This window comes from Pseudomonas oryziphila, from assembly GCF_003940825.1.
In the GTDB taxonomy this organism is placed as follows: Bacteria; Pseudomonadota; Gammaproteobacteria; order Pseudomonadales; family Pseudomonadaceae; genus Aquipseudomonas; species Aquipseudomonas sichuanensis.
Genome location: NZ_CP034338.1, coordinates 92,081 through 116,759, shown reverse-complemented (window position 1 = coordinate 116,759; position 24,679 = coordinate 92,081). Strand labels below are relative to the sequence as shown.

24 protein-coding genes are annotated in these 24,679 nt (G+C 64.1%); 18 read left to right on the top strand and 6 right to left on the bottom strand.

Features of this window, described 5'->3' with window-relative positions:
* The first annotated feature begins 299 nt into the window (after positions 1-299).
* The 9 genes from EJA05_RS00585 to EJA05_RS00545 all read left to right on the top strand — a co-directional run bounded on the left by EJA05_RS00585 (position 300) and on the right by EJA05_RS00545 (position 8,833).
* Complete coding sequence (locus EJA05_RS00585; protein WP_125462105.1) at positions 300-1,421, top strand: Re/Si-specific NAD(P)(+) transhydrogenase subunit alpha; 1,122 nt, start codon at positions 300-302, stop codon at positions 1,419-1,421.
* Between the two features lie 11 nt (positions 1,422-1,432).
* Positions 1,433-1,747: an NAD(P) transhydrogenase subunit alpha gene (locus tag EJA05_RS00580; protein ID WP_110995049.1), complete on the top strand. Its 315-nt coding sequence runs from the start codon at positions 1,433-1,435 to the stop codon at positions 1,745-1,747.
* Positions 1,748-1,749: 2 nt separating this feature from the next.
* Positions 1,750-3,186: an NAD(P)(+) transhydrogenase (Re/Si-specific) subunit beta gene (locus tag EJA05_RS00575; protein ID WP_125462104.1), complete on the top strand. Its 1,437-nt coding sequence runs from the start codon at positions 1,750-1,752 to the stop codon at positions 3,184-3,186.
* A gap of 186 nt (positions 3,187-3,372) precedes the next feature.
* Entirely contained in the window at positions 3,373-4,866 is a 1,494-nt protein-coding gene (locus tag EJA05_RS00570; protein ID WP_125857037.1) for an acetyl-CoA hydrolase/transferase family protein, read from the top strand.
* 445 nt (positions 4,867-5,311) lie between these two features.
* Positions 5,312-5,527 (top strand): DUF1127 domain-containing protein, encoded by a 216-nt coding sequence (locus EJA05_RS00565; RefSeq protein WP_125462103.1) that lies wholly within the window; start codon positions 5,312-5,314, stop codon positions 5,525-5,527.
* A 296-nt stretch (positions 5,528-5,823) separates the two neighbouring features.
* Positions 5,824-6,141 (top strand): DUF2388 domain-containing protein, encoded by a 318-nt coding sequence (locus EJA05_RS00560; protein ID WP_125462102.1) that lies wholly within the window; start codon positions 5,824-5,826, stop codon positions 6,139-6,141.
* A gap of 85 nt (positions 6,142-6,226) precedes the next feature.
* The gene (locus tag EJA05_RS00555) at positions 6,227-6,520 is read left to right on the top strand and encodes a DUF2388 domain-containing protein (RefSeq protein ID WP_110995044.1); all 294 of its coding nucleotides are present in this window, start codon (positions 6,227-6,229) and stop codon (positions 6,518-6,520) included.
* Between the two features lie 37 nt (positions 6,521-6,557).
* Positions 6,558-6,878: a DUF2388 domain-containing protein gene (locus EJA05_RS00550; RefSeq protein ID WP_125462101.1), complete on the top strand. Its 321-nt coding sequence runs from the start codon at positions 6,558-6,560 to the stop codon at positions 6,876-6,878.
* Complete coding sequence (locus tag EJA05_RS00545) at positions 6,875-8,833, top strand: DUF7844 domain-containing protein (RefSeq protein ID WP_125857036.1); 1,959 nt, start codon at positions 6,875-6,877, stop codon at positions 8,831-8,833. The genes EJA05_RS00550 and EJA05_RS00545 overlap by 4 nt, the downstream gene beginning before the upstream one ends.
* Positions 8,834-8,943: 110 nt before the next feature.
* Here EJA05_RS00545 and EJA05_RS00540 read toward each other — a convergent pair whose 3' ends face one another.
* Positions 8,944-9,345, bottom strand: coding sequence for a GFA family protein (locus EJA05_RS00540; RefSeq protein ID WP_125861219.1), 402 nt, complete (start codon positions 9,343-9,345; stop codon positions 8,944-8,946).
* A 268-nt stretch (positions 9,346-9,613) separates the two neighbouring features.
* Between EJA05_RS00540 and EJA05_RS00535 the strand changes: the two genes are divergently transcribed.
* The 9 genes from EJA05_RS00535 to EJA05_RS00495 all read left to right on the top strand — a co-directional run bounded on the left by EJA05_RS00535 (position 9,614) and on the right by EJA05_RS00495 (position 19,939).
* Positions 9,614-10,921, top strand: coding sequence for a CitMHS family transporter (locus EJA05_RS00535; protein ID WP_110995041.1), 1,308 nt, complete (start codon positions 9,614-9,616; stop codon positions 10,919-10,921).
* A gap of 70 nt (positions 10,922-10,991) precedes the next feature.
* Positions 10,992-11,762: a TerC family protein gene (locus EJA05_RS00530; protein WP_125857035.1), complete on the top strand. Its 771-nt coding sequence runs from the start codon at positions 10,992-10,994 to the stop codon at positions 11,760-11,762.
* Between the two features lie 304 nt (positions 11,763-12,066).
* Entirely contained in the window at positions 12,067-13,725 is a 1,659-nt protein-coding gene (locus EJA05_RS00525; RefSeq protein WP_125857034.1) for a Na/Pi cotransporter family protein, read from the top strand.
* A 30-nt stretch (positions 13,726-13,755) separates the two neighbouring features.
* Entirely contained in the window at positions 13,756-15,159 is a 1,404-nt protein-coding gene (locus EJA05_RS00520; protein ID WP_125857033.1) for a M16 family metallopeptidase, read from the top strand.
* 132 nt (positions 15,160-15,291) lie between these two features.
* Complete coding sequence (locus EJA05_RS00515; RefSeq protein WP_125857032.1) at positions 15,292-16,314, top strand: DUF5924 family protein; 1,023 nt, start codon at positions 15,292-15,294, stop codon at positions 16,312-16,314.
* A gap of 141 nt (positions 16,315-16,455) precedes the next feature.
* Entirely contained in the window at positions 16,456-17,589 is a 1,134-nt protein-coding gene (locus EJA05_RS00510; protein WP_125857031.1) for an ABC transporter permease, read from the top strand.
* Positions 17,586-18,377 (top strand): ABC transporter ATP-binding protein, encoded by a 792-nt coding sequence (locus tag EJA05_RS00505; protein WP_125857030.1) that lies wholly within the window; start codon positions 17,586-17,588, stop codon positions 18,375-18,377. Before EJA05_RS00510 ends, EJA05_RS00505 begins: the two co-directional genes overlap by 4 nt.
* A 3-nt stretch (positions 18,378-18,380) precedes the next feature.
* Entirely contained in the window at positions 18,381-19,319 is a 939-nt protein-coding gene (locus EJA05_RS00500) for an MlaD family protein (RefSeq protein ID WP_125857029.1), read from the top strand.
* Positions 19,316-19,939: an ABC-type transport auxiliary lipoprotein family protein gene (locus EJA05_RS00495; protein ID WP_125857028.1), complete on the top strand. Its 624-nt coding sequence runs from the start codon at positions 19,316-19,318 to the stop codon at positions 19,937-19,939. Before EJA05_RS00500 ends, EJA05_RS00495 begins: the two co-directional genes overlap by 4 nt.
* Here the strand turns inward: EJA05_RS00495 and EJA05_RS00490 are convergent.
* From EJA05_RS00490 to EJA05_RS00465, 5 genes are all read right to left on the bottom strand, one after another.
* On the bottom strand, positions 19,921-21,150 hold the full coding sequence (locus EJA05_RS00490; protein WP_125857027.1) for a nucleoside recognition domain-containing protein: 1,230 nt from the start codon (positions 21,148-21,150) through the stop codon (positions 19,921-19,923). The genes EJA05_RS00495 and EJA05_RS00490 overlap by 19 nt on opposite strands.
* Positions 21,151-21,358: 208 nt before the next feature.
* On the bottom strand, positions 21,359-22,693 hold the full coding sequence (gene gltP, locus EJA05_RS00480) for a glutamate/aspartate:proton symporter GltP (RefSeq protein WP_110995031.1): 1,335 nt from the start codon (positions 22,691-22,693) through the stop codon (positions 21,359-21,361).
* A gap of 741 nt (positions 22,694-23,434) precedes the next feature.
* Positions 23,435-23,905, bottom strand: coding sequence for an inhibitor of vertebrate lysozyme family protein (locus tag EJA05_RS00475; RefSeq protein WP_125857026.1), 471 nt, complete (start codon positions 23,903-23,905; stop codon positions 23,435-23,437).
* A gap of 3 nt (positions 23,906-23,908) precedes the next feature.
* Entirely contained in the window at positions 23,909-24,070 is a 162-nt protein-coding gene (locus EJA05_RS00470) for a DUF1328 domain-containing protein (protein ID WP_003252966.1), read from the bottom strand.
* Positions 24,071-24,106: 36 nt separating this feature from the next.
* Complete coding sequence (locus tag EJA05_RS00465) at positions 24,107-24,391, bottom strand: hypothetical protein (protein ID WP_125462089.1); 285 nt, start codon at positions 24,389-24,391, stop codon at positions 24,107-24,109.
* Positions 24,392-24,679 lie beyond the last annotated feature (288 nt).

Below are 24,679 nucleotides of genomic sequence, written 5' to 3'. Positions count from 1 at the left end.
TTTTGCGACATTCACAGCGCCAAGGCCAAAAACAGCAGAATTTTTTTCAGATTTTCCCCTAAGCTCCGAATAGCGCGTGCTTGACGGGTTTGTTTCGAATCATTGCGACATACGGTCACAGGGTGACTTGTAGTTTTGAGTTCGTTTCGCTTCAGAACCAGTTGTAGCCCCAATGGTTCATCTGCAAAATGCCTCCCCGCCCCGGATTCAGGCGGGGTCGTGCTCTACGACCACCCAGCGCGCCACCCGAAGTGAGCTGGTTCAAACAAACACAAAAGGTCACCGCAGGAGACAAAGTCGTGCACATTGGTGTTCCTCTCGAGACGCAGACGGGTGAGACAAGGGTCGCCGCGACCCCGGAAACCATCAAGAAACTTGTTAGCCAGGGCCATCAGGTCACCGTGCAACGGGGGGCAGGGCTCAACGCCAGCATTCCGGACAGTGCCTATGAGGCCGTTGGCGCCACACTGGGTGAAGCGACCGATGCCTTCGGCGCGCAGCTGGTGCTCAAGGTGGTTGCACCCAATGACCAGGAACTGGCGCTGATCAACAGCGGCAGCGTGCTGGCCGGCATGCTCAACCCGTTCAACAACGAGCTGATCGGCAAGATGGCCGAACGTGGCATCACCGCCTTCGCCCTGGAAGCCGCGCCTCGTACCTCGCGGGCCCAGAGCCTCGACGTGCTGTCGTCGCAAGCCAACATTGCCGGCTACAAGGCCGTGCTGCTGGCCGCGCATCACTACCCACGCTTCATGCCCATGCTGATGACCGCCGCCGGCACCGTAAAGGCCGCCCGTGTGCTGATCCTCGGCGCTGGCGTCGCCGGCCTGCAGGCCATCGCCACGGCCAAGCGCCTGGGTGCGGTGATCGAAGCCTCCGACGTGCGCCCCGCCGTGAAAGAGCAGATCGAGTCGCTTGGCGCCAAGTTCCTCGACGTGCCGTACGAGACCGATGAAGAGCGCGAGTGCGCCGAAGGCGTCGGCGGTTACGCCCGCCCCATGCCAGCCAGCTGGATGCAACGCCAGGCCCAGGCCGTGCACGAACGAGCCAAACAGGCCGATATCGTCATCACCACTGCGCTGATCCCCGGGCGCAAGGCGCCGACGCTGCTCAGCGCCGAGACCGTCGCGCAGATGAAACCCGGCTCGGTGGTGATCGACCTCGCTGCGGCCCAGGGCGGCAACTGCCCGCTGACCGTCGCTGACCAGGTGGTACAGGCAAACGGCGTGACCATCGTCGGCCCGACCAACCTGCCGGCCCAGGTCGGCGCAGACGCCTCGGCGCTTTACGCCCGCAACCTGCTGGACTTCATGAAGCTGCTGTTCGACAAGGACGGCGCGCTGGTGATCAACCTCGAAGACGACATCGTCGCCGCGTGCCTGATGTGCCGCGACGGCCAGGTCGTACGCAAGAACGGCTGAGGAGCTCGACAATGGAAGACCTGCTGATTTCCCACGGCATCTACAACCTGATCATCTTCGTGCTGGCCATCTACGTGGGCTACCACGTGGTATGGAACGTCACCCCGGCACTGCACACCCCACTGATGGCCGTCACCAACGCCATTTCGGCGATCGTCATCGTCGGCGCCATGCTCGCGGCCGCGCTGACCGTCACCCCGGCCGGCAAAGTGATGGGCACCCTCGCCGTGGCGCTGGCCGCGGTCAATGTGTTCGGTGGCTTCCTGGTCACCCGCCGCATGCTGGAAATGTTCAAGAAGAAAACCAAGAACGAGGCGCAGAAGTAAGCATGAGCATGAATCTGGTAACGCTTCTGTACCTGGTCGCCTCGATCTGCTTCATCCAGGCGCTCAAGGGCCTCTCGCACCCCACTACCTCACGCCGGGGCAACCTGTTCGGCATGATCGGCATGGGTATCGCCATCCTCACCACGGTCGGGCTGATCTACAAGCTGGGCGCCGAGCTTGCCACTGCCGGCATCGGTTACGTCATCGTCGGCCTGCTGGTCGGCGGCAGCGCCGGTTCGATCATGGCCAAGCGCGTCGAGATGACCAAGATGCCCGAGCTGGTCGCCTTCATGCACAGCATGATCGGCCTGGCCGCGGTGTTCATCGCCATTGCCGCGGTACTCGAGCCGCAATCGCTGGGCATCGTCGCCAGCATCAGCGACCCGATCCCCACCGGTAACCGCCTGGAGCTGTTCCTCGGCGCGGCCATTGGTGCCATCACCTTCTCCGGCTCGGTCATCGCGTTCGGCAAGCTGTCGGGCAAGTACAAGTTCCGCCTGTTCCAAGGCGCACCGGTACAGTTCGCCGGCCAGCACAAGCTGAACCTGATCCTCGGCCTTGCCACCATCGCCCTGGGCCTGCTGTTCACCTTCACCGGCCACTACAGCGCCTTCACCCTGATGCTGGCCCTGGCCTTCATCATGGGCGTACTGATCATCATCCCGATCGGCGGCGCCGACATGCCGGTGGTGGTGTCGATGCTCAACAGCTACTCGGGCTGGGCGGCCGCAGGTATCGGCTTCTCGCTGAACAACTCGATGCTGATCATCGCCGGCTCCCTGGTGGGTTCGAGCGGTGCGATCCTCTCGTACATCATGTGCAAGGCGATGAACCGTTCGTTCTTCAACGTCATCCTTGGCGGCTTCGGCGGCGATACCGACGTCGGCGCGGCGCAAGGCTCCAAGGAGCAGCGCCCGGTGAAGTCCGGTTCGGCCGACGACGCCACCTTCCTGCTGAGCAACGCCGACAGCGTGATCATCGTTCCCGGCTACGGCCTGGCGGTGGCCCGCGCCCAGCACGCGTTGAAAGAGCTGACCGAGAAGCTGGTGCATAACGGCGTGACCGTGAAGTACGCGATCCACCCGGTTGCCGGCCGTATGCCAGGCCACATGAACGTACTGCTGGCCGAAGCGGAGGTGCCGTACGACCAGGTGTTCGAGATGGAAGACATCAACGCCGAATTCGGTCAGGCCGACGTTGTGCTGGTGCTGGGCGCCAACGACGTGGTCAACCCGGCGGCGAAGAACGATCCCAAGTCGCCGATCGCCGGCATGCCGATCCTCGAAGCGTTCAAGGCCAAGACCATCATCGTCAACAAGCGCTCCATGGCCAGCGGCTATGCCGGCCTGGACAACGAACTGTTCTACCTGGACAAAACCATGATGGTGTTTGGTGACGCGAAGAAAGTCATCGAGGACATGGTCAAGGCCGTGGACTGATAACCGCCTCTATATATAGAAGCGTCTAAAGCCCCCGGGTGTTATGCCCGGGGGCTTTTTCATTTGCATGATCCAGATCAACGGCTCTATTCCAAGGCTTCGCCTACGACCATGGTCGCGGGACGGCACCGGGCTAAATCTCTAGACTGCGCTTCCAGTAGCTTCAGTAGCCTGAGATAACAATCCATGTACCGTGATCGCATCCGCTTGTCCTCCCTGCACAGCAAGGTAATGAGTGCGGCTGACGCCGCTGGCCTGATCGAGGACGGCATGACCGTCGGCATGAGCGGCTTCACCCGCGCCGGCGAAGCCAAGGCCGTGCCCCACGCACTGGCCGAGCGCGCCAAGCTGTCGCCGCTGAAAATCAGCCTGATGACCGGCGCCAGCCTGGGCAACGACCTCGACAAGCAACTGACCGAAGCCGGCGTACTGGCCCGGCGCATGCCGTTCCAGGTCGACAGCACCCTGCGCAAGGCCATCAACGACGGCCAGGTGATGTTCATCGACCAGCACCTGTCGGAAACCGTCGAGCAACTGCGCAACAAGCAGCTGACCCTGCCGGACATCGCGGTCATCGAAGCGGTGGCGATCACCGAAGAAGGCCATATCGTGCCGACCACCTCCGTCGGCAACTCGGCCAGCTTCGCGATCTTCGCCAAGCAGGTCATCGTCGAGATCAACCTGTCGCACAACGCCAACCTCGAAGGCCTGCACGACATCTATATCCCGACCTACCGCCCGACCCGCACGCCGATCCCGCTGGTGAAAGTCGACGACCGCATCGGCAGCACCGCAATCCCGATCGACCCGGCCAAGATCGTCGGCATCGTCATCAGCGACCAACCGGACTCGCCGTCCACCGTGCTGCCGCCTGACCACGAGACACAGGGCATCGCCGACCACCTGATCGCCTTCCTCAAGGGTGAAGTGGACGCCGGCCGCATGACCAACAGGCTCGGCCCGCTGCAAGCCGGCATTGGTAGCATCGCCAACGCCGTGATGTGCGGCCTGATCGAATCGCCGTTCGAAGACCTGACCATGTACTCCGAAGTGCTGCAGGACTCGACCTTCGACCTGATCGACGCCGGCAAGCTGAGCTTCGCCTCGGGCAGCTCGATCACCCTGTCGAGCCGCCGCAATGCCGACGTGTTCGGCAACCTCGAGCGCTACAAGGACAAGCTGGTGCTGCGCCCGCAGGAGATCTCCAACCACCCTGAAGTGGTGCGTCGCCTAGGCATCATCGGCATCAACACGGCGCTGGAGTTCGACATCTACGGCAACGTCAACTCCACCCACGTCTGCGGCACCCGGATGATGAACGGCATTGGCGGCTCCGGCGACTTCGCCCGCAACGCCCACCTGGCGATCTTCGTCACCAAGTCGATCGCCAAGGGCGGCGCGATTTCCAGCGTCGTGCCCATGGTCAGCCACGTCGACCATACCGAGCATGATGTCGACATCCTGGTCACCGAACAGGGCCTGGCCGACCTGCGCGGCCTGGCGCCACGCGAGCGTGCCCGCGCGATCATCGACAACTGTGTGCACCCGGACTATCGCGCTGCGCTGAACGACTACTTCGAACGCGCCTGCCAGCGCGGCGGCCACACCCCGCACATCCTGCGCGAAGCCCTGAGCTGGCACGAGAACCTGGAAGAAAGCGGGCGCATGCTGGCCGGTTGATCCGCTAGCGCTGTACCCATCGCGGGGCAAGCCCGCTCCCACACTAGGTACTTGTGGGAGCGGGCTTGCCCCGCGATCGTTTCACCCCAAATGAGCCAACTGTGGGAGCGGGTTTACCCGCGAATGCTGCAGTGGCCGTACAGACGCTTTCGCGGCTAAACCCGCTCCCACAGTCAACTGGCAACCAAATAGATAAAACTGTACTACTGTACCGGTGATTATCTGCTCTGCCCCCGCCTCATTTCCTACAAAATCTAGAATTCGCACTAAATCAGTGCAGACCAGTACAGTTACGCCAATTTCGGGTGCAACAGTAGGGTTACACAGTTAACTGAGCCATCGCTTTACTACAGAACTGTATCTACTGTTATGGACAGCAGAGGAGGAAGATGGGCACCAGTTAAATCACTCCCTAATGCCGCCACAAGCGGAAGGATGAAACATCATGGAACGCACCCTCAGTTCCGGTCTGGTTTTCGAAAGCAACGCCCAAGCTTCCCACGCTTCTCTGCCTCTGCGCGCCCTGTCGACCCTGCTGCTGTGGCAACGCCGCATGGCCAGCCGCCGTCAGCTGGCTCGTCTGGACTCCCGCCTGCTGGCCGACGCCGGTATCAGCGAGTCGCAGCGCTACGAAGAGCTGAGCAAGCCGTTCTGGCGCTAAGCCTCGGCCGCCGGCCAACGCCGGCACCGCGAATACACAAGAACCCGTCGCCGGAAACCGCGACGGGTTTTTTGTTTGTCCGCCGCGAGATAGAGCCATCGCAACGCAACAGGTACAGTTTCACAAAATGATACATTGGCAGGTACAGTTACCAATTGTGGTCTTTTGCCGCCCCAGGCGCTTGAACCGAGGCGTGTTACGCTTGTCCTACACGCCTGGCAACACCGTACCGTGACGAGCCAAGCGAGCGTCCGATAACCAGAACCATCCAGACCCTGCGCAGGAGTCCACCCATCATGTCCCGTTATCATCTGTTAGGCGCCGCCGTGCTGCTGTCCCTCGCCGGTGCGGCCAATGCCACCAGCTTCGTGGTGACCACTGACGCGGTAGTCGGTGCCGTTGCCGCAACCACCGATGCCACCTCCGACGTAACCTCGTCCTTCCGCGATGACAAGATCGTGCAGGCAGCCCGTGACGACGCCGCCAGCTTCGTTGGCAGCGAAGGCGCGATCCGCGGCGCCAAGCTGGAAAGCGCCTTGGTGCACATTCGCCAGCAGCAGCCCACGCTGCAAGCCAGCGACGCGCAACTGGCCCGCGCCATCCTCGCGCTCTAGCACAAGCCTTTAACCCGGATTCACTGGCCCCAGCCAGTGCATCCGGGGTAGCCTTCGTTGCCCGAAACCACCGCCTAGAGAGCCCATGCGTTATCTGCCGCCAGTGCTGTTAGCCCTCGCCGGTATGGGAAGCGCCCATGCCATGGATGTCACCACCCAGAGCCTCGTTGCCACCGGCTATGTCACCAGCCAGGTGACCACCGCGCCGTTCGATCGCAAGATCGTCGCCGCCGCCCGTGACGACGCTGCTGCCTTCGTTGCCAGTGATGGCTTGATTCGCGGTGCGCGCCTTCAGGCGGCGCTGGTTTCGCTGCGCCAGGTGCACAGTTGTCACTCTGTCGGCGACCTTGAACTGGCCGAAGCCATCCTCGTCCAATAATTACCTGTTACGCCTTTGTACCTTCTGGAGATGCTCCATGCGTAAATCGCTGATCGCCGCTTCCCTCGGCATGTTGCTGCTGGCCGACATGGCCCAGGCTCACACGCTGGTGGCTACCAGCAATATCATCGTCCGTGCCTCGGCGCGCACGATCGATTTCACCTCCGACACCACCACCTCGATTCGCGATTCGAAAGTCATCCGCGAAGCCCACGACGACGCCGCCAGCTTCGTCGCCAGCAACGGCAACATCCGTGGCGCCCAGCTCGAAGCGGCCTTCGACACCCTGCGCACCCGTGTGCCGGAAGCCCGCGACGCCAGCGACCAGGTGCTGGCCGAAGCCATCCTCGCCCTGTGATGCGCGCGCGTGCCTGGCTGCTCGGCTGCGTCCTGACGCTGCTCGGCACGCCCGCCCTGGCCGACCTGCAGCTGGTGCTGCAGGCAGACGGCCTCGACCAGCCACAGCAGCAGGCCACCCAGCAGCTGCTCGATGAAGCCATGGCCAAGCTGCCACCACGCTTCAAGCAACAGCTGGACCGCCAGGTAACGGTGAGCTGGACCGACCGTATGCCCGAGGATGCCTACGGCCAGGCCACGCCGGTCTCCACCCTCGACCTCAACCGCCGCCTGCTGCCAGGCCTGGTGGATGGCAGTGCCGCACGCGAAAAGACCAACCGCCCCCACGGCACCGTCCGTGAAGAGCTGCTGGCCACGGTGCTGCATGAGCTCACCCATATATATGACCGCGCCCGCCTGTGGCCCAGCGCCGAGCGCCAGCTCATCAGCCGCTGCAAGCGCCAGCAGGGCGCACTGGGCAAGGTAGGCCTGCCGCAGGACTGCCGAGGCCAGGCCGAGCGCCGCTTCACCCTGAGCGACGATCCACGCCTGCTCGACCTGGCCGGCTGGCCGCAGTACGTTGGCCGCCGCGGCGAGCGCGAACAGCACAACGGCCAGGTGGCGCGCAGCCCCGACAGTTACGAGCTGAGCAGCCCCAAGGAATACATCGCGGTCAACATGGAGTACTTCCTCCTCGACCCCAGCTACGCCTGCCGTCGCCCGGCGCTCAACCAGTACCTGAGCGAGCATTTCGGCTGGGCACCGCCGCAGAACACCTGCGCCAAGGCCCTGCCGTTCCTCAACGCTGGCAATGACTTCGCCCGCCAGCCGCTGGGCGAAATCGACCCCGAGCGAGTCTACGAAGTCGACTACCTGCTGGCCGAAGCCAATCAGAACCTGGTCAGCCGCTGGGGCCACAGCATGCTGCGCCTGGTGATCTGCGCCCCCGGCCGGCCGCGCGGCCCAGCGTGCCGCCTGGATCTCGACCAGAGCCTGGTGCTGTCCTACCGGGCCTTCGTCAATGACGTGCAGCTGTCGAGCTGGGGCGGGCTGGTCGGGGCCTACCCGTCGCGGCTGTTCGTCCTGCCGCTGGGCCAGGTGATCGACGAGTACACCAAGACCGAACTGCGCAGCCTGGCCTCGGTGCCGCTCAAACTCAGCCGCAGCGAGATCGAGAACCTGGTGCGCCAGGCTGCCGAAATGCACTGGAGCTACGACGGCAACTACTTCTTCCTGTCCAACAACTGCGCGGTCGAGAATTTGAAGCTGCTGCGCAGCGGCACCGCCAACCCGCGCCTGAACGACCTCGACAACATCATGCCCAACGGCCTGCTGGAAGTGCTCAAAGGGCGTGGCCTGGCCGACACCAGTGTGCTCGACGACCCACGTGAGGCACTGCGCCTGGGTTACCGCTTCGACTCCTACCGCGACCGCTACCAAGCCATGTTCGAGGTGTTGAAGAAGCAGTTGCCGATCAAGCAGAGCGCCGTGGAAGACTGGCTGGCCCTGGATGCCGAGCAGCGCCGCCCGTGGTTCGAGCGCGCCGACCTGCGCACCAGTGCGGCGCTGCTGCTGCTCGAACAGGCCAGCCTGCGCCGGCAACTGCTGCTGGCCCAGGATGAGGTCAAGCAGCGTTACCTCAATGGCCGGGCGATAAAGGATGGCAGCTTCGACAAGGCCGACCAGGCCCTGCAGGCGATTCTCGCCAACAGTGGCTACCTCAGCCGCCCGGCGGAACTGCTGGGGGCGGGCGGCTACGGCCTGCCACAGCCCGAGGAGCGCCAGCACCTGGAGCAGGAGAGCAAGGCACGCCAGGCGCAACTGCTGCGCCTGAGCAACGCCTTGGACCAGCAGGTGAGGGCGCTGCTGGGGCCGCAGCGGGCCAGGGAGATCAAGGCGGTGGAAGCCAACGTCAAGCAGGTAGGCGAACACCTGCGTGCGCTGCACAAGGCGGCTGGCGGGTTGCAGTTGCCCTAGCGCATGGCAGGTCAGCTCCTATCGCCGGCAAGCCGGCTCCCACAGGTGATCGCACAACCCTGTGGGAGCCGGCTTGCCGGCGATAGGGCCAGAAGAGGCAGCACAATGCCCTATAGGCTTTCCTCGTCCTCCTCCGGCAACCCCTGACCCACCTGCAACCATGGCAGCCGGCTCCCCACCCAGATATGCCGCTGGGCCGGCACCCGCTCAGGATGATCCAGCGTCGCCACCGTCACATCGATCGTCTGCGGGCTGCGCTCAGTCACCAGCGCCACATGGGCCCCACAGCCACCACAGAAATAGCGGCTGCACCCCGCCGGCGCCACATACCGCTGCGGCGAGCCCGCCAACCACTCGAAATCCTCAGCGGCCAGCGTCACCCAGGTCACCAGCGTGCCGCCACTAACCCGCCGACAGATCGAGCAATGACAGTGGGCAACATCGCCCAGATCGCCCCGCAACCGGTAACGCAGGGCGCCGCAATGGCACCCCCCTTGCTCGACACGCGCCATCGTCATGACCTCCCGTCGCCTTGCACTGGTCGAAAGCTGGCTGAAAGCTTGCGCACATAGGATAGCGCCACTACCGGCAGCAGACCGGTCAGCCAGGGCACCCGGAAACTTCCGTGCCCGGCCCAATCAACAACAACAATGGTGATTCTGATGTTTTCCTGTGCCCGCCTTCCCGCAGTCCCTCTTCGCCTACTCCCCGCGCAGCGCCTGACGCGCTGATCCGCCCGAATCGTCCTTCCTTTCGCCGCGCCACGCCTGGAGTACCGCCATGCTGACCTTCCTCGGCTTTGCCATGGTCATCACCTTCATGTACCTGATCATGACCAAGCGCCTGTCGGCCTTGATCGCGCTGATCCTGGTACCGATCCTGTTCGCCCTGTTCGGCGGCTTCTACAGCGACATCGGCCCGATGATGCTGCAAGGCATCAGCAAGCTTGCGCCCACCGGCGTGATGCTGATGTTCGCCATCCTGTACTTCGCCCTGATGATCGATTCCGGCCTGTTCGACCCGGCCGTGCGCAAGATCCTCAAGCTGGTCAAGGGCGACCCGCTGAAAGTCTCGGTCGGCACCGCCGTGCTGGCCCTGGTCGTCTCCCTCGACGGTGACGGCGCCACCACCTACATGATCTGCTGCGCCGCCATGCTGCCGCTGTACAGCCGCCTGGGGATGAGCCCGCGGATCATGGCCGGCCTGATCATCCTGGCCGGCGGGGTGATGAACATGACCCCCTGGGGCGGCCCGACTGCCCGCGCCGCCAGCGCCCTGCACGTGGACCCTTCGGACATCTTCGTGCCGATGATCCCGGCCATGGCCTTCGGTGTGCTGGCGATCCTCGCCATCGCCTACTGGTATGGCCTGCGTGAACGTGCCCGCCTGGGTGAGCTGCACCTGCCGACCGACGACATCGACCACAGCGAAATCAGCGTGTCGCAGTTCCCCGAAGCGCGCCGGCCCAAGCTGATCTGGTTCAACGGCGCCCTGACCGCCGCCCTGATGGTCGCGCTGATCGCAGGCGTGCTGCCGCTGCCGGTGCTGTTCATGATCGCCTTCAGTATCGCCATGATCGTCAACTACCCGTGCCTGCAGCAGCAGAAGGACCGCATCGGCGCCCACGCCTCCAGCGTGCTGGCCGTGAGCGGGTTGATCTTCGCCGCCGGCATCTTCACCGGCATCCTGTCGGGCACCGGCATGGTCGACGCCATGTCCAAGAGCCTGCTGGCGGTGATCCCGGAAGCGTTCGGCCCGTACATGGCGGTGATCACCGCCCTGGTCAGCATGCCGTTCACCTTCTTCATGTCCAACGACGCCTTCTACTACGGCGTGCTGCCGGTGCTGTCGGAGTTCGCCAGCCACTACGGCGTCACCCCGGTGGAAATGGCCCGCGCATCGATCGTCGGCCAGCCGGTACACCTGCTCAGCCCGCTGGTACCCTCCACCTATCTGCTGGTGGCCCTGGCCGGCATCGAGTTCGGCGATCACCAGCGCTTCACCCTCAAGTGGGCAGTGCTGGTGTGCCTGTGCATAATGTTCGGCGCGCTGGCCCTGGGGACATTCCCGCTGTTCAGCAGTCTGTAATACACACGCTTTATCCAACCGCAAAGCGCCCACCCCGGGCGCTTTGCCATTACCGCTCGAAGGAATACACATGGAATGGCTGACCAGCCCGGAAATCTGGGTTGCCTTTTTCACCCTCACGGCCCTTGAGATCGTGCTTGGGATCGACAACATCATCATGATCTCGATCCTGGTCAGCCGCATGCCCAAGCACATGCAGCCGCGCACGCGGATCTTCGGCCTGGCCCTGGCCATGGTCACGCGGATCCTGCTGCTGCTGTCGATCACCTGGGTCATGCGCCTGACCGACGACCTGTTCCATGTGCTCGGCCAAGGCATCTCCGGGCGCGACCTGATCCTGTTCTTCGGTGGCCTGTTCCTGCTGTGGAAAAGCTCGCAAGAGATCTACCACGGCCTGGAAGGCGAGGACGAAAGCCCGGACCAGCCCAAAGGCGCGGGCGGCAAGTTCTTCTACACCATCATCCAGATCGCCATCATCGACATCGTGTTCTCGCTGGACTCGGTGATCACTGCCGTGGGCATGGTTTCCCACGTGCCGGTGATGATCGCCGCGATCATCGTCGCAGTACTGGTGATGATGCTCTGCGCCGGTACCATCAGCGACTTCATCGACAAGCACCCATCGCTGAAGATGCTTGCGCTTTCGTTCCTGATCGTCGTCGGTACCGTGCTGATCGCCGAATCTTTCGACGTGCATGTGCCGAAGGGCTATGTCTACTTCGCCATGGCCTTCTCGCTGGCGGTGGAAGCGATCAACATCCGCATGCGCACTGCGGCGGCGCGCAAGAAGGGTGAAGAGCCTGACGCTGTGAAACTGCGCAAGGACATTCCGGGTCAGTAATCCCGGCGAGTGCAGTACAGAAAGGGCCCTTCGGGGCCCTTTTTGCGTTCCTGTGGGAGCGGGTTTACCCGCGAAACAGGCACCGCTATGCATGGCACCGGCTTTGCCGGTGTTCGCGGGTAAACCCGCTCCCACAGGATCGTGCCATGTTTCAAATAGTTTTCCGTCATGCCAAGCTGGCACCCACCGCGCAAAACAACTAAAGCTTCAGTGAGCACTGGAAAAACCAGCCCACCCCCGGGCCAGGCTCACCGCCGCACCATTGGCCCCGCCCAGGGGCATAGAAGAACAAGGGGGCCCGACCATGCTGACCCTGCTCAACCTGCTCTCCGCCGTGGCCCTGCTGGTGTGGGGCACGCACATCGTCCGTACCGGCATCCTGCGCGTCTATGGTTCGAACCTGCGCCGGGTGCTCAGCCAGAACATGAACAAGCGCCCGCTGGCGTTCATCGCCGGCATCGTGGTCACCGCCATGGTGCAAAGCAGCAACGCCACCGCCATGCTGGTCACCTCGTTCGTCGGCCAGGGCCTGATGGCCATGACCCCGGCCCTGGCAATCATGCTCGGCGCCGACGTCGGCACCGCGTTGATGGCGCGGGTGCTGACCTTCGACCTGTCCTGGCTGTCGCCGCTGCTGATCTTCCTCGGGGTGATCTTCTTCCTGTCGCGCAAGCAGACCCGCGCCGGCCAACTGGGCCGCGTCGGCATCGGCCTGGGGCTGATCATCCTGGCGCTGCAACTGATCGTGCACGCCGCCACCCCGATCACCCACGCCCAGGGCGTGAAAGTGCTGTTCGCCTCGCTGACCGGCGACATCCTGCTCGACGCGCTGATCGGCGCGCTGTTCGCCATGATTTCCTACTCCAGCCTGGCCGCCGTGCTGCTCACCGCCACCCTGGCCGGCGCCGAGGTGATCAGCCTGCCAGTGGCCATCGGCCTGGTGATCGGCGCCAACATCGGCAGCGGCCTGCTGGCCTTCCTCACCACCAGCCTGCAGAACTCGGCAGGGCGCCGGGTGGCATTGGGCAGCCTGCTGTACAAGCTGTTCGGCCTGGTGCTGATCATCCCGGTGCTGCACCCGCTGGTGGACTGGATGGACAGCCTGAGCTTCAGCCCGCAGGAGCTGGTGATCGGCTTCCACCTGCTCTACAACACCCTGCGCTGCCTGCTGATGCTGCCCACGGTCAAGCCCATGGGCCGTCTGTGCAACTTCCTGCTGCCCGAACAGGGCAACGGCAACGGCCATACCCAGGCACGCCATCTCGACCCCACGGCACTCACGACCCCGAGCCTGGCGCTGGCCAATGCGGTGCGCGAAACCCTGCGCCTGGGCGACCTGGTCGACAGCCTGCTCGACGCCATGCTTGGCGCCCTGCGCGGCACCCAGACCGCCATGCCGCAGCAGGTACGCACCCTCGCCGAAGACGCCGAGGCGCTGTACAACGCCATCAAGCTGTACCTGGCACAGATGCCCCGCGAAGACCTGAGCGAGCAGGACAACCGGCGCTGGGCCGAGATCATCGAGCTGGCAATCAACCTCAAGCTGGCCACCGACCTGATCGAGCGCATGCTGCGCAAGGTCCAGCAGCAAAAAACCTCCCAGCGCCGCGAGTTCTCGCAAACCGGCCTGGAGGAGCTGACCGGCCTGCAGGAGCAACTGCTGGCCAACCTGCGCCTGGGCCTGTCGGTGTTCCTCAGCGCCGACCCGCAAAGCGCGCACCAGCTGCTGCGCGAAAAACGCCGCTTCCGCGCCCAGGAGCGGCGCCTGGCGCATGCCCATGTCAGCCGCCTGCAACGTAAAGTGGTGCAGAGTATCGAAACCAGTTCGCTACACTTGGAACTCATTGCCGACATGAAGCGGTTGAACTCTTTGTTCTGCAGCAGTGCCTATGTGGTACTGGGCGGCACCGACACCGGCGGGCTGATGCTCGACAGCGTGCCGGACGAAGCCCGCCAGCCTTGAGCCTTTGCCCCCGGAGACCGTAGCTCGCCCATGCGTTGTCTGATGTTCATTTGCCTGCTGATCGCCAGCCTGCCTACCTTCGCCCTCGATCGCTCGCGGGTTGAGGGCTACCTGTTGCCCAACGGCCTGCAGGTGATCCTCAAGTCCGGCTACGAGCGCGACCATGTGTCGATCCGCCTGGTGGTGGGCGTGGGCCTGGACGATTTCGACTGCAACCAGCGCGAGCTGCCGCACCTGCTCGAACACCTGCTCTTCAGCGGCATCGACGACACCGGCGAGGGCGGCCTGGAAGAACGCCTGCAAGAGCTGGGCGGGGAATGGAACGCCTTCACCAGCAGCGCCGACACCACCTTCGTCATCGAGGCCCCGGCACGCAACCAGCGCAAGGTGCTCGACCTGCTGCTGGCGCTGCTGCGCGACACCCGTATCGACGCCAAGGCGCTGGCCACGGCCAAGCGCATCATAGAGCGCGAGGACGGCGGCCATTACGGGCACCTGCAGCGCTGGCTCGACCGCCAGGAAGTCGGCCACCCGGCCAGCGATCAACTGGCGACCGAACTGGGCCTCAAGTGCAAGGAGCGCTCCGACCTCGACGACATGACCCTGGAGCAGGTGCAGCACCTGCGCGAGCACTGGTACGCCGCCAACAACATGAGCCTGATCGTCGTCGGCGGCCTCGACCGCCTGCTGCCGGCCTATCTGGAACGTACCTTCGGCGCCTTACCGGCGACCGAACCCGAGGAGCGCCGCAGCCTCGAGACCATCAGCCAGCAGGCCGAGCAACGCCGCGACCTGACCCGTGGCTGGCTGGGCGACAACGTCAAGCTGCACTGGTTGTTCATCGAACCCACGCTGGACACGGACAACGACCAGACCCTCGAACTGCTCTCGCGCTACCTGGACTGGGCACTGTATGACCAGCTGCGCTTGCGCCACGGCCTGTCCTACGGCCCCTCGGCGCAACGCGAGAGCTTCGGCGACACCGGCCTCTTGAGCCTCAATGCCGACCTTGAGCGCCAGGACCTCGATGCGGCGGTGAAGGTGCTCGAGCAACTATTCGAGCACCTGCGCAAGCACGGCCTGGACCCGGACACCTTCGCCCGCATCAAGGACGCGGCGATTGCCCGCGAGAGCTGGAGCACCCAGGGCAACACGGCGTTGGCCGACTATTACTGGGGTGCGCTGAACGCGTACGAGAACGGCCGCTTCAGCGACCCGGTGCGGGCAATGCGCCAGGTCAGCCTCAAGCAGGCCAACGAGGCCCTGCGCGAAATGCTCAAGGAGCCGGGGTACCTGCGCATCGAGAAACCGTTGCTGGGGTATGACGAACTATATGGGTTGGTGGCGCTGTTGCTCGGGCTGATCCTTGCGGCCGGGCTGGTTCGCTGGCGGCGCGTAATGGCGAATCGCCCCAGCGGCGCTACACGAAAGTAGGGGTTCGGCGGTATCCTGTGCCGGCCTCTTCGCGGGTAAACCCGCTCCCACAGGGTTATCGGTGAACCTTGTGGGAGCGGGTTTACCCGCGAAGAGGCCCGAGCAGCCTCCCAATCATTCTGTTGTAGCCCCATGCCCCCAATACCCAACTTCGTCCTGCGCGTGATCGAACTGCTCAAGCGCTACCCCGGCATCATCGCGCTCTACGGTTTCCTGTCGGGTATCGGCAGTTTCATCCTGGTCGACCGCCAGGCCGGCCTGGCCAGCTGGATCGCCATCGTCATGCTGATCAGCTGGGTCTGGCTGATGCTGGAGAACACCCTCACCGAGCTGTTCGCGCGCACCTTCAAGCGCGAGATCCCCCAGCCGCTGCTGCGCTTCGCAACGCAGATGATCCACCAGGAGAGCCTGTTCTTCGTCCTGCCGTTCTTCTTCATCACCACCACCTGGAACAGCGGCCAGCTGGTCTTCACCGGCCTGCTCGGCGCCGCGGGGCTGATTTCCATCGTCGACCCGCTGTACCACAAGTGGCTGGCCCCCAGGCGCTGGCTGTTCCTGGCACTGCACACCCTGACGCTGTTCGCCGCGCTGCTCACGGCGCTGCCGATCATCCTGCACCTGACCACCGCGCAGAGTTTCAAGCTGGCGCTGGTCGCCGCCATGGTGCTGTCGTTCCCAAGCCTGGCCAGCAGCTTCCCGATCAGCAACTGGCGCCGGGGCGTGGCACTGGTGCTGGTGACCCTGGCAGTGGGCGGCGGCGGCTGGCTGATGCGTTCCTGGGTGCCGCCAGCGACCCTGTGGATGACCGACGTGGCGATCAGCACCGAAGTGCTCAACCGCCAGCCGGGCGCGTCGCTGGAGGAAGTGCCCGCCAGCCGCATCCGCAATGGCGGCCTGTACGCCTACACCGCGATCAATGCCCCGCGCGGCCTCAACGAGCGCATTTACCACGTGTGGCAGCTGGACGGCAAAGAGGTGGACCGCATCGCCCTGGACATTCACGGCGGGCGCAAGGAAGGCTACCGGGCCTGGACCCACAAGCAGAACTTCCCGCCCAACCCGGTGGGCAAGTGGCAGGTGCGGGTGCTGACCGAGGATGGCCAGGTGATCGGGGTGCTGCGGTTCAAAGTACTGGATGACGCAGCGAAAAGTTGATCGGCTCTGGCCCTATCGCTGGCAAGCCAGCTCCCACAATGATCACTCACTGGAACCTTGTGGGAGCTGGCTTGCCAGCGATAAGGCCGCAACGCGGCCCCACTGCGCTATGATCTGACTCGCCATCCGCCAGTCAGATGCATGGAGCCTATGACCGCCCCGAGCGCAACTCTGGACAACAACCAGCAGCCCACTCGCCTGCGTATCGTCGGCGACTGGACCCTGGCCCACTACGCCAGCCTCAAGCGCGACTGCGAGCAGCTGCGCAGCCAGTACGGCGCCGACACCCAGGTCGACCTCAGCCAGCTGGGCCGCCTGGACACCGCCGGCGCCTCACTGCTGGCCGAACTGCTCGGCTCCGAACGCCTGGCGCACTGTACCGACCAACTCCCCGACGCCAGCCGCGCCCTGCTCAAGAACGTCTACTGCTCGGTGCAGGACTACTGCATCCCGGTCAAACAACCCGAGCGCCCGGTGCTGCTCCTGCTGCTGGCGCGCATCGGCTGCGCCGTCGACACCCTGTGGCAAGACACCAAACAAGTGCTGGGCTTTATCGGCCTGATCCTCGAAACCCTGCTGCGCCGCCTGCTGCAGCCCCACCGCTGGCGCGTCACCCCGGTGGTCGCCCACCTCGAACAGACCGGCCTGGACGCCGCCCCCATCGTTGCCCTGCTGACCTTCCTGGTCGGCGCCGTGGTGGCCTTCCTCGGCGCCACGGTGCTGGCCAACTTCGGCGCGACGATCTTCACCGTCGACCTGGTGGCGTTCTCTTTCCTGCGCGAATTCGCCGTGCTGCTGACCGCCATCCTCATGGCCGGGCGGACCGCCAGCGCGTTCACCGCGCAGATCGGCTCGATGAAAGCCAACGAAGAGATCGACGCCATCCGCACCCTGGGCCTGAACCCCATCGAGCTGCTGGTGGTGCCGCGGGTGCTGGCGCTGCTGATCGCGCTGCCGTTGCTGACCTTCGTCGCGATGATCTGCGGCATCGTCGGTGGCGCGGTGGTCTGCGCACTGTCGCTGGGCATCTCGCCGGCCATGTTCCTCTCGCTGCTGCAAAGCGACATCGGCGTGCAGCACTTTTTGGTGGGCCTGGCCAAGGCGCCGTTCTTCGCCTTCCTGATCGCCACCATCGGCTGCCTGGAAGGCTTCAAGGTCAGCGGCAGCGCCGAATCGGTGGGCGCCCACACGACCTCGGCGGTGGTGCAGTCGATCTTCGTGGTCATCGTGCTGGATGCGGTGGCCGCGCTGTTCTTCATGGAGATGGGCTGGTGAACGGCCGGGAAGCGGTGATCGAAGCCCGGGGCCTCTGCAACCGCTTCGGCAGCCAGAGCGTGCACGAAAACCTCGACCTGGACCTGTACCGCGGCGAAATCCTCGCCGTGGTGGGGGGCTCGGGCAGCGGCAAGTCGGTGCTGTTGCGCAGCATCATCGGTTTGCGCCGGCCCAACGAGGGCATCGTCAAGGTGTTCGGCCAGAACCTGGCCACCCTCGACGAAGGCCAACGCTCGCAGGTGGAGCGGCGCTTTGGCGTGCTGTTCCAGAAGGGCGCGCTGTTCTCGTCGCTGACCGTCACCGAGAATGTCGCGCTGCCGCTGATCGAGCACGCCGGGCTGTCGCGCGCCGACGCCGAGCACCTGGCCGGGGTCAAGCTGGCCCTGGCCGGGCTGCCGATCAGCGCTGCCGACAAGTACCCGGCCTCGCTGTCCGGCGGCATGATCAAGCGCGCGGCCCTGGCCCGCGCCCTGGCGCTGGACCCGGACATCCTGTTCCTCGACGAGCCCACTGCCGGCCTCGACCCGATCGGCGCCGCCGCCTTCGACCAACTGATCCTCACCCTGCGCGACGCCCTGGGGCTGTCGGTGTTCCTGATCACCCACGACCTGGACACCCTCTACACCATTACCGACCGGGTGGCGGTGCTGTCGCAGAAGAAGGTGCTGGTGGCCGGCCCCCTCAGTGAAGTCGAACAGACCGACGACACCTGGATTCACGAATACTTTCACGGCCCGCGCGGCCGGGCGGCCGAAGACGCCGCCCTGCGCGCCCGCCAGGAGCCTTGAACGATGGAAACCCGAGCGCATCATGTCCTGATCGGTCTGGTCACCGTGCTGGTGGTGGCTGGCGCCATGCTGTTTGGCCTGTGGCTGACCAAGTCCAGCGTCGACGACGCCTTCAAGGACTATCAAGTCGTGTTCAACGAGGCCGTCTCCGGCCTGTCCCGCGGCAGCCCGGTGCAGTACAACGGCATCAAGGTCGGGGACGTCAGCACCCTGCGCCTGGACCCGAAAGACCCGCGCCGGGTACTGGCGCGCATTCGCCTGTCCGCCGACACGCCGGTGAAGGAAGACACCAAGGCCAAGCTGACCCTGGCCGGGGTCACCGGCAACTCGTTCATCCAACTCACCGGCGGTACGCCAGAGAGCCCAGCGCTCAAGGGCCAGGACGGCAAACTGCCAGTGATCGTCGCCTCGCCATCGCCGATTTCGCAACTGCTCAACGACAGCAGCGACCTGGTGACCAACATCAACCTGCTGCTGCATAACGCCAACCAGATGTTCTCGGAAACCAACATCGAGCACCTGAGCAACACCCTGGCCAACCTCGACCAGACTACCGGCGCCTTCGCCAACCAGAAAGACGGCATCGGTGCGGCCATCGCCCAGCTGGGCGAGGTCGGCAAGCAGGCCAGCGCCACCCTGGCCGAAACCCAGGCGCTGATGCGCAACGCCAACGGCCTGCTCGGCACCCAGGGCAAGCAGGCCATCGGCAGCGCCGAGCAGGCCATGCAGTCGCTGGCGCAAAGCAGCGCGACCATCAACAGCCTGCTGCAGGACAACCGCCAGTCCCTCGACGATGGCGCCCAGGGCCTGAACCAGATCGCCCCGGCCATCCGCGAGCTGCGCGACACCCTCAATGCGCTCAAGGGCATCTCCCGGCGCCTGGAGGCCGACCCCAGCGGCTATCTGCTCGGTCGCGACAACAACAAGGAGTTCCAGCCATGAGCCTGTCGCCACGTCTGCTCGCCCTGGCCGCCACGCTGAGCTTGGCTTCGGCCTGCTCGATCCTGCCGCAGACCGAACCTGTGGATATCTACCGCCTGCCCGTGCAGCAGGCGGCCGGCAACGCCACACCGGCGAGCTGGTCGCTGCGCCTGAACAAACCCCTGGCCAGCGAAGCCCTGGCCGGGCCGCGCATCGCGGTGATCCCCCAGGGTGACGTGATCAGCAGCTACAAGGGCGTGCGCTGGAGCGACCCGGTGCCGATGCTGGTGCGCAACCGCCTGCTCGATGGTTTCCAGCGCGACGGCCGGGTGCAGCGCCTGAGCGCCGACGACGCCAACCTGCAGGCCGACTACGAGCTGGGCGGCGAGCTGCAGGCGTTCCAGAGTGAATACCGGGCCAAGGACCAGGTGGAGGTGGTGATCCGCTACGACGCGCGGCTGGTGCAGGGGCGCAGCCAGCGCATCCTCGCCAGCAAGCGCTTCGAGGTACGCCAGCCACTCGCCAACCCGCAGGTGCCCTCAGCGGTCGCCGGCTTCGGCGCGGCCAGCGACCAGCTGGCGCGCCAGGTGATCGACTGGACCGTAAGCCAGGCCGCCCAGGCTCAGGCGAAGAACCAGTAGCAGACGAAGATCGCCGCGACCACGCCGGACAGCTCGGCCAGCAGGGCGCAACCCACGGCATGGCGCACCCGCTGGATGCCCACCGCGCCGAAGTACACCGCCAGCACGTAGAAGGTGGTTTCGGTGCTGCCCTGGATGGTCGCCGCCACCAGCGCCGGGAAGCTGTCGACGCCGTGGGTCTGCATGGTCTCGATCAGCATGGCCCGCGCCGCGCTGCCCGAGAACGGCTTGACCAGCGCGGTGGGCAGGCCCTCGACGAAGCGGCTGTCCAGGCCCATCCAGTTCACCGCATGGCGGATACCGTCCAAAGCCAGCTCCAGGGCGCCGGAAGCACGCAGCACGCCGACTGCCACCAGCATCGCCACCAGGTACGGCAGCAGGCTCTTGGCCACGTCGAAACCTTCCTTGGCGCCTTCGACGAACACCTCGTACACCTTCACCCGCTTCAAGGCGCCGATCAGCAAAAACAGGATGATCACGCCAAACAGCGTCAGGTTGCCGAGGATCGACGACAGGCTGGCCAGCGCGGCCGCCGAGAGGGTGCCGAGAAACGCCATGAAACCGCCCAGCAGCAGCGCACCGGGAATCAGGTAGGCCAGCACCACCGGGTCCCACAGGCGCAGGCGCTGCATCACCGCTACCGACAGCAGGCCAACCAGGGTCGAGCAGCTGGTGGCCAGCAGGATCGGCAGGAACACCAAGGTCGGGTCGGTCGCACCCTGCTGGGCGCGGTACATGAAGATGGTCACCGGCAGCAGGGTCAGCGACGAGGCGTTGAGCACCAGGAACAGGATCTGCGCATTGCTTGCCGTGGTGCTGCTGGGGTTGAGCTCCTGCAATGCGCGCATGGCCTTGAGGCCGATGGGGGTGGCGGCGTTGTCCAGGCCCAGGCCGTTGGCGGCGAAGTTCATGGTGATCAGGCCCAGGGCAGGGTGGCCGGGCGGCACTTCCGGCATCAGCCGGGCGAACAGCGGGCCGAGCACCTTGGCCAGCCATTCGACGATGCCGGCCTGCTCGGCGATCTTGAGAAAGCCCAGCCACAGCGTCAGGGTGCCGAACAGCAGGACCATGACCTCGACCGACAGCTTGGCCATGGCGAAGATGCTCTCGACCATCGCGGCGAAGATGCCGGCGTTGCCGCCGACCAGCCATTGGGCCAGGGCGGAAATGGCCGCCACCAGGAAAAAGCCGAGCCAGAGGCCGTTGAGCATCTGTGATCCCCCGTGAAAAATGCCCGAATGATAGCGTAATCGGCACGGCCCCTGTGGGAGCGGGTTTACCCGCGAAGCAGGCACTGCGGTGTATGGCACCGGCTTTGCCGGTGTTCGCGGGTAAACCCGCTCCCACAGGGGATAGCGTAAATCCCCAAAATGCAAAAAAGCCCCGACAAGTCGGGGCTTTTGGGTTCAGCGCGAAGGCTTACTGGTTGACGGTCTTGCCGGCCACCACTGCCTCGGTCTTGCCTTTGTCCAGCACCAGCGACTTGTAGTACGCCTCGCCTTTTTCGGCGTCGTACATACCCTGCCATTTGGCGATGACCACGGCGGCCAGGGCGTTACCCACCACGTTCAGCGCGGTACGGGCCATGTCCATGATGCGGTCGACACCGGCGATGAAGGCCAGGCCTTCCAGCGGGATACCGACGCTGCCCAGGGTGGCCAGCAGCACCACGAAGGACACGCCCGGTACGCCGGCGATACCTTTGGAAGTGACCATCAGGGTCAGCACCAGCAGCAGCTGCTGGCTCCAGGACAGGTCGATGCCGTACAGCTGGGCGATGAAGATCGCCGCGATGCTCTGGTACAGGGTCGAGCCGTCGAGGTTGAACGAGTAGCCGGTCGGCACCACGAACGAACAGATCGACTTCGGCGCGCCGTACTTTTCCATCTTCTCGATCACGCGCGGCAGCACGGTCTCGGAGCTGGAAGTGGAGTAGGCGAGGATCAGCTCGTCTTTCATGATGCGCATGATCTTGATGATCGAGAAGCCGAACACGCGCGCCACCAGGCCAAGCACCATGAAGGCGAAGAAGGCGATGGCGAAGTACACCAGCAGCACCAGCTTGGCCAGCGGCAGCAAGGAGGCGAAGCCGAAGTTGGCGACAGTGGCGGCGATCAGGGCGAACACGCCGATCGGGGCGTAGTTCATGATCATGTGAGTGACCTTGAACATGGTCTCCGACACGCCCTGGAAGGTGCGCACCAGCGGCTCGCGCAGCTCGGCGTTGAGGCTCGACAAGCCCATGCCGAACATGACCGAGAAGAAGATGATCGGCAGCATTTCGCCACGCATCAGCGCTGCGAAGATGTTCGACGGGATCAGGTTGAGCAGGGTTTCGATGAACGCGTGCTCATGCTGCACCTCGGCCGCAGTGGCCTGGTACTTGGAGATGTCGACGGTACCCAGGGTGCTCATGTCGATGCCGGCGCCCGGGTGGAACACGTTGGCCAGCACCAGGCCGACGACGATGGCGATGGTGGTCACCACCTCGAAGTAGAGAATGGTCTTGAGGCCAATGCTGCCCAGTTTCTTCGCGTCGCCAACTCCGGCGATACCCACGATCAGCGACGAAATCACGATCGGGACAACGATCATCTTGATCAGGCGAATGAAGATGTCGCCGGCTGGCTGAAGGACGTTGCTGATCCACCATGCCTTTTCTGCACTGAAATGATTCAGTAGCGCGCCGACTGCAACGCCCAGCAACAGACCGATGACGATCTGCCAGGCGAGGCTCAGTTTTGCCTTCTTCATGTCATTACCCTTTGTTGTAGTGGTCAAGGACGCCAACCGCAAAGCCGCGTACCAGAGCCGTTTAGAGCGTGATGGCAACACGACCTTGGCGTGCGGTGGCCCCATGAAAGGACACCGCGAGCACATCTTTCGAGTGCTTGGGCCAGGGAAAAAGGCGGCAACTATTGCGACGGGAAGGGGGGCAGTCTAATGCCGGAAACGAGTACCCCATGCCGAATCGGCATGAGACCGAAACATGAAATCGAGCATCGCCAAGCCCTTGATTTTCAACGTTCGGATTTCCGAACAAGACCAAAGCGCCATAATTCGGCAGATTTGACGGCGCGAGTACGGGGGTTTGAATGGCGTGTTCGACAATCCGAATGGCTGAAATGCCACTGAACCTGAGCTGTCAGTCAGGCTAAAAAATTTCGATGTACGGTCAAGACAAAATGTGTCTTTGGTGAAAAGACGTACATATAAGGAATGAGTCCTACATAAAGGCACCTCGGAAGCCAGATCGGTCTCTGATCTCTGTAGACCATGACCGACCTGAAACTTCCGATGCCACCTTCGCCTGACCCGGCCCTTGCGGAGGTACTCCCTGTACCCCTAGGCCACTCCGATCCTGCATCAATCAGAACAGCCCGGCCCCCTGGTCATGCGCTGCCCCTCCTCGGGGCGGCGCATCATAGAAGCCAGAAAGATAGAAAGGTTCAGCTTCTATTTCGTGACAGTGCGTACCCGCAGGCCTCAAATGGCTCAGTACCAGTTCGGGTCGCGCTTGAGCTGCTCCTGCAGCAAGGCTTTCATGCCGTCGTCAGGTTTGCCCAGCCAGCGATAGTCCGCATGGCGGGTGGGCGACTTGTCCGAGGGCAGGCCTTCGGGTACTTCCACGAGCATCCCGTAGGCATTGTCCTTGTCCCAGCTGAACGCCACGATCAGGCGCTTGTAGGTGCAGGTGCTGTCGGCCTCGCACAAGGGGCCGACCAGATACTGCTGGCCGTCCTCGGTGACCGCCGACATCTGCAGCGGGGCGCTGCCGGTGAGGTTGATCACCCATTCGGGCAAACGTTCCTCGCCCTTGATCGTGTGCTGCCAGGTTTCCTGGTATTCGGGGTCCGAGCCTAACAACTGGTTGGCCCGGACCTGGCCGTCATTGGCCGCCAGCGCCAGGCTGCCGGCGCCCGCAAGCAGGGCGCCAGCCAAGGCGTGGCAAAGCATCCGCCTCATGGTTCAACCCCTGCCTCGTCCGAAGAAGAAAGAAGCCACGAACAGCACCAGGAAGACGATGAACAGGATCTTCGCGATGCCGGTCGCCGCGCCAGCGATACCACCGAAGCCCAGGACCGCGGCGACAATGGCGATGATCAGGAAGGTGATAGCCCAGCTCAGCATGATGTTTCTCCTTTCGTGTGCAAAATCGTTGGTGGTCTAGAACACCCAGCGTTGCTCGGGTTGGACGTTCTCGACCCGTGCAGGGGTGGTGTCACCCACCGGCAACGGCGCCACCGCCGCCACCTGGGTGCTCACACGGCTCGCCTTGAGCTGCGTCAGCACCAGGGTCTGCGCCGCCACCTGGTCGGCCAGGCGGGCGGTCTGCCAGCTGTAGTAGAACTGGCCGGCTGCCAGGGTGATCAGCAAGGCCGCGCCGAGGAACAGCAACTGGCGCAGGGGCAGTACGGCGTACTGCGTGCGGTTGGTGGATGGGTGATTCATGCCGGCTCCTCCTGCTGTACTTGTTCTTGAAACCTGAACAGGTATTTGCAGCTCGCGTGCCAGTCTTTTTCAGCCAAGAAAACCAATAAAATCAAAGAGTTATAAAAAACTAGGAAATCGAGTAGGGCGTATCCTGCACGATGACCGGCAAACGCGTCGGGCGATTTGCACGATTGACCCTCGCACCTGGCCCGCTTTTTGGGGTGGGTGTCATCCACCAGGGCTCCGCACAACCTCCATGATGGCCACTTCCTTACATCTAATTTCAAATTTATCAGTCACTTAGCC

Bases quoted from the DNA above. Each gene is read 5' to 3' on its own strand.
- EJA05_RS00580 (WP_110995049.1), top strand. From the start codon at position 1,433: ATGGAAGACCTGCTGATTTCCCACGGCATCTACAACCTGATCATCTTC.
- EJA05_RS00575 (WP_125462104.1), top strand. From the start codon at position 1,750: ATGAGCATGAATCTGGTAACGCTTCTGTACCTGGTCGCCTCGATCTGC.
- EJA05_RS00570 (WP_125857037.1), top strand. From the start codon at position 3,373: ATGTACCGTGATCGCATCCGCTTGTCCTCCCTGCACAGCAAGGTAATG.
- EJA05_RS00565 (WP_125462103.1), top strand. From the start codon at position 5,312: ATGGAACGCACCCTCAGTTCCGGTCTGGTTTTCGAAAGCAACGCCCAA.
- EJA05_RS00560 (WP_125462102.1), top strand. From the start codon at position 5,824: ATGTCCCGTTATCATCTGTTAGGCGCCGCCGTGCTGCTGTCCCTCGCC.
- EJA05_RS00555 (WP_110995044.1), top strand. From the start codon at position 6,227: ATGCGTTATCTGCCGCCAGTGCTGTTAGCCCTCGCCGGTATGGGAAGC.
- EJA05_RS00550 (WP_125462101.1), top strand. From the start codon at position 6,558: ATGCGTAAATCGCTGATCGCCGCTTCCCTCGGCATGTTGCTGCTGGCC.
- EJA05_RS00540 (WP_125861219.1), bottom strand. From the start codon at position 9,345: ATGGCGCGTGTCGAGCAAGGGGGGTGCCATTGCGGCGCCCTGCGTTAC.
- EJA05_RS00535 (WP_110995041.1), top strand. From the start codon at position 9,614: ATGCTGACCTTCCTCGGCTTTGCCATGGTCATCACCTTCATGTACCTG.
- EJA05_RS00530 (WP_125857035.1), top strand. From the start codon at position 10,992: ATGGAATGGCTGACCAGCCCGGAAATCTGGGTTGCCTTTTTCACCCTC.
- EJA05_RS00525 (WP_125857034.1), top strand. From the start codon at position 12,067: ATGCTGACCCTGCTCAACCTGCTCTCCGCCGTGGCCCTGCTGGTGTGG.
- EJA05_RS00520 (WP_125857033.1), top strand. From the start codon at position 13,756: ATGCGTTGTCTGATGTTCATTTGCCTGCTGATCGCCAGCCTGCCTACC.
- EJA05_RS00515 (WP_125857032.1), top strand. From the start codon at position 15,292: ATGCCCCCAATACCCAACTTCGTCCTGCGCGTGATCGAACTGCTCAAG.
- EJA05_RS00510 (WP_125857031.1), top strand. From the start codon at position 16,456: ATGGAGCCTATGACCGCCCCGAGCGCAACTCTGGACAACAACCAGCAG.
- EJA05_RS00500 (WP_125857029.1), top strand. From the start codon at position 18,381: ATGGAAACCCGAGCGCATCATGTCCTGATCGGTCTGGTCACCGTGCTG.
- EJA05_RS00495 (WP_125857028.1), top strand. From the start codon at position 19,316: ATGAGCCTGTCGCCACGTCTGCTCGCCCTGGCCGCCACGCTGAGCTTG.
- EJA05_RS00490 (WP_125857027.1), bottom strand. From the start codon at position 21,150: ATGCTCAACGGCCTCTGGCTCGGCTTTTTCCTGGTGGCGGCCATTTCC.
- gltP (WP_110995031.1), bottom strand. From the start codon at position 22,693: ATGAAGAAGGCAAAACTGAGCCTCGCCTGGCAGATCGTCATCGGTCTG.
- EJA05_RS00475 (WP_125857026.1), bottom strand. From the start codon at position 23,905: ATGAGGCGGATGCTTTGCCACGCCTTGGCTGGCGCCCTGCTTGCGGGC.
- EJA05_RS00470 (WP_003252966.1), bottom strand. From the start codon at position 24,070: ATGCTGAGCTGGGCTATCACCTTCCTGATCATCGCCATTGTCGCCGCG.
- EJA05_RS00465 (WP_125462089.1), bottom strand. From the start codon at position 24,391: ATGAATCACCCATCCACCAACCGCACGCAGTACGCCGTACTGCCCCTG.